Annotated in this window: 3 protein-coding genes; all 3 read left to right on the top strand. The window is 51.7% G+C overall.

Annotated elements, in window-relative coordinates; all coding sequences use genetic code 11:
* Nucleotides 1-188 precede the first annotated feature (188 nt).
* Nucleotides 189-518, top strand: a complete 330-nt coding sequence (locus ACR0K9_RS21445; RefSeq protein ID WP_480826103.1) for a hypothetical protein — start codon at nucleotides 189-191, stop codon at nucleotides 516-518.
* Nucleotides 508-837, top strand: a complete 330-nt coding sequence (locus tag ACR0K9_RS21440; RefSeq protein ID WP_480826102.1) for a hypothetical protein — start codon at nucleotides 508-510, stop codon at nucleotides 835-837. The genes ACR0K9_RS21445 and ACR0K9_RS21440 overlap by 11 nt, the downstream gene beginning before the upstream one ends.
* 792 nt (nucleotides 838-1629) lie before the next feature.
* Entirely contained in the window at nucleotides 1630-2004 is a 375-nt protein-coding gene (locus tag ACR0K9_RS21435) for a tyrosine-type recombinase/integrase (protein WP_480826101.1), read from the top strand.
* Nucleotides 2005-2050 lie beyond the last annotated feature (46 nt).

The following is a 2050-nucleotide window of genomic DNA, read 5'->3' as shown; positions in this document are numbered from 1 at the left end:
TCTCATCTCCACTCTCTGATGGTTACGATGAGCCTGAAATCCTCCGTTACGCAATCAACCTATTCTGTTCCATGAGTGCTGATGGCAGACAACCACAACGTCAAAGAGCCCACGCTGGGTTGGTTTGGGGATCTAGGTGACTTGCTTGACTACATCGCGGCCAACGGAAGACGAATTGGGGTGGACGCATGAGCATCAAAAGTCGATTGACGAAGCTGGAGGCACGTTCGCCTGTGGCAACCACCCCGCTCATCGCTTTCTATCAGATTAATGGCATCAAAGAGGGCACCGAGGAAACCACTCGAATAGTCGAAAAGTCCCTCGGACCCGCAAGCATCCCTGGCCTTGGTTTCGAGTGGATAGAGCCGCATGACGGTGAGCCCGAATTTGAGTTCAGACGGCGTGTCCATGCCGTTAGAGCGGGCGGAAAGCTCACAGAAAACATGAACGCGGAAGAACTGACGGCTGCATATGCCGTCGCGGATCAGGAACTGAAGGAATGCTGTGATGACGATTAAGAGCAGATTGAAGAAACTGGAGGCGAAGTCACCAGAGGTACTCGACCCTCCCATTTTGTTCTATCAATTTTGCAGAATCAAGAAAGGCACCGAAGAAACCACCCGTGTCATCGAAAGAGAACCTGGCCCAGCGACAATACCGGGCCTCGGTCTTGGTAGGATCTTCCCAAACGAAGGCGAAAGCCAAAGCGAATTCGAGCGCCGCGTTTTTGCCATCAAAGCCGGTGGAAAGTTCATCGAAGACATGGACGAGGAGGAGCTAGCGGCAGCTTACGCTATTGCGGATCAGAAACTAAAGAACTGTGATGAAGACACCTAGACTCTGTAGTGGAGAGGTGCGACGCGCCGAACTCGTACCCCCTCATTGAAATCGCTAATCCCCATCAAGGCGCGCCGCATCACACTGCTATATGTGTTAAGTGTTTCAATTGAGGCCCTGCGGTGAATAAACTAGTGATATTCGGACATGCGAATATCTCATTTCTGTTTCTAGCCAATTGTTGGGAAATTCGCGGGGCGACACGCCGAACTAATTAACCCCCTCAAATCCAGTTGGAAAAACCAGAACGTTCTAAAATCAAGACATGCCGCCCACGTTGTCAGGATCGCATTGTGGCAAAATTGTGTCTACGATTCTTTTTGAATCTCACGGTTCGCGATAAGGAAACAAACCGTTTCGATTTATCTGTAAGCATTACGGGAATCCCCCAATTTCGAGGAAATCGCTCAAACGCTAGGTTGTATCTAACGGAACAACACTACCACACCGTATACCCCCTCAAGAAAGAGGGGCTGGCCAAGACCCCCTCATCCAGCCCCTCACCACCTTCACTCTCAATCATTTGTGAGACGGTGGATCTTTCCCCTGCCCCCAGAGCGGAAAGATACAAAACTCTAACAAAGCCCTCGTCTTTTTCAGCCCGCTATAAATGGGGAGGTAGGCGGCAGGCCAACTGTCAGAAAGCTATCAGTTCCGCGCCATCACACCGGTATAGTCGAATGACGGCTCTGAGCCCACAATGTCGAATGCTGCAACCTGCACGAATGGCAGCTTTCTGGTGTCTAGGCTGGATGTCACCGCGCTCAACTACTCTTCTATCATCAGAACTGCTTGCCACGTTCGTCTGATGTTTTCCTGCGCCCAACGGGCATCGGCGCGGGATCATCGCCGTGCAACGATGAGAGAGCGGATTTGCCGGTTACCAAGAACCACCAAATCTACGTCTGGAAGAAGGTTCGTCCAAAGCCGCTCGGTGCACACGCCTTGCGACGCACGTTTGGGCACTTAATGCTGACCAAGTCGGTCCCGCTGGAAGTCGTGTCGAAGCTACTCGGGCACAGCAATACACTCGTAACGCAACAGGCGTATGCTGCTCTGGATGCTCAGACCGCTGCCAAGCACCTAGATGTGTGGAGCGCTTTGCTTGAAGATGACGAGGAATGTCTGCCATCAGCACTCATGGAACAGAATAGGTTGATTGCGTAACGGAGGATTTCAGGCTCATCGTAACCATCAGAGAGTGGAGATGAGA

Source organism: Ruegeria sp. L12 (assembly GCF_056531745.1).
This window is presented reverse-complemented; position numbering and strand designations above follow the sequence as displayed.

What these genes read in the sequence shown, in the direction of transcription:
- ACR0K9_RS21445 (WP_480826103.1), top strand. Translation starts at nt 189, where the DNA reads ATGAGCATCAAAAGTCGATTGACGAAGCTGGAGGCACGTTCGCCTGTG.
- ACR0K9_RS21440 (WP_480826102.1), top strand. Translation starts at nt 508, where the DNA reads ATGACGATTAAGAGCAGATTGAAGAAACTGGAGGCGAAGTCACCAGAG.